Origin of the sequence: Paracoccus simplex, assembly GCF_042648325.1 — a bacterium.
GTDB lineage: Bacteria > Pseudomonadota > Alphaproteobacteria > Rhodobacterales > Rhodobacteraceae > Paracoccus > Paracoccus simplex.
In genome coordinates this window covers 1-1,477 of sequence record NZ_JBHRXE010000007.1, presented here as the reverse complement: position 1 = coordinate 1,477, position 1,477 = coordinate 1, and the positions used below count along the sequence as shown (strand labels likewise).

Sequence of the window (1,477 nt, the reverse complement as noted above, 5' to 3'; positions counted from 1 at the left end):
GCGGCCGCTTCGATCTGATCTTGGCCGAAGCGATGGACCGCCTCTCCCGCGACCAGGAAGACATCGCGGGCATCTTCAAGCGCATGTCCTATGCCGACGTGAAAATGTTCACCCTGTCGGAAGGCGAGGTGACGCACCTGCATGTCGGCCTCAAGGGCACGATGAATGCGCTGTTCCTGAAGGACCTGGCCGACAAGACCCGCCGCGGGCAGCGCGGCCGGGTCGAGGCGGGCAAGTCGGGTGGTGGCAATGCCTATGGCTACGATGTGGTCAAGAAATTCGACGCCAACGGCGAGCCGATCCGCGGCGATCGCACCATCAACGAGTTCCAGGCCGAGGTGGTCCGCCGCATCTTCCGCGACTACGCTGCTGGCAAGTCGGCCAAGACCATCGCCTTCGCCCTGAACAAGGAAGGCATTCCCGCTCCGTCAGGCGGCGACTGGGGTTTCAGCACGATCAACGGCAACCCGAAGCGCGGCAACGGCATCCTCAACAACGAGATGTATATCGGCAAGATCGTCTGGAACCGGCAGCGCTTCGTCAAGGATCCGAACACCGGCAAGCGGCAGGCCCGCCCCAACCCGGAAGAGGAATGGGTCATCCAGGAAACGCCGGAGCTGCGCATCCTCGATGACGATCTCTGGAACGCGGTGAAGGCGCGGCAGGAGAAGAACAAGATCGCGCGGAAGGAAAACGGCGAGGCCGATCTCTCGCGGATCAATACCCGCCGCCGCCCCAAATACCTCTTCTCGGGATTGACCAAATGTTCCTGCTGTGGTGGCGGCTATTCCGCGATTTCGGCGACGCTGATCGGATGTGCAACGGCCCGCAACAAGGGGACCTGCGACAATCGGGTCAACATCCGCCGCGACGAGTTGGAATCGCGTGTGCTCAACGCGCTGCGCACGAAACTCGTCGATCCCGAACTCTTCGCCCATTTCTGCGAAGTCTTCACGCAGGAGATGAGCCGCCTGCGCATGGAAGGCCGCGCCGAGATCGCGTCGGCCGAGGCAGAGATTGCGAAGATCGATCGGGAACTCGAGACCCTACTCAATCTGATTTTGAAGGGTGGGGCCGCTGACGCGCTCAACGCGAAGATGGTGGCCATTGAGAAACGGAAGAAGGAACTTGAACTGTTCCTGGCTGAAGCCGACGAACCGCCACCCCTGCTGCACCCGAGTATGGCACTGCAATACCGAAAGCGGGTCCAACAGCTCTACGACGCCCTGCAGGACGAAGACGAAGGAAAGCGGATTGAGGCCGCCGACACGCTGCGCTCGCTCGTGGATCAGATCGTGCTGACGCCGGTCGAAGGCAAGGTGGAGATCGACGTTCAGGGCGATCTCGCTGGAATCCTTACGATTTCCACGCAAAGCAAAAACCCCGCAGCGGGTGCTACGGGGGCGCAAGTAAAGATGGTTGCGGGGGCAGGATTTGAACCTGCGGCCTTCAGGTTATGAGCCTGACGAGCTACCGG

The 1,477-nt window shown here is 61.4% G+C and carries 1 protein-coding gene; it reads left to right on the top strand.

Going from position 1 to position 1,477, the window contains the following annotated elements:
* Positions 1-1,460, top strand: a 1,460-nt coding sequence (locus ACFOMP_RS02735) for a recombinase family protein (protein ID WP_379027792.1), incomplete at its 5' end; no start/stop codon positions are given.
* Positions 1,461-1,477 lie beyond the last annotated feature (17 nt).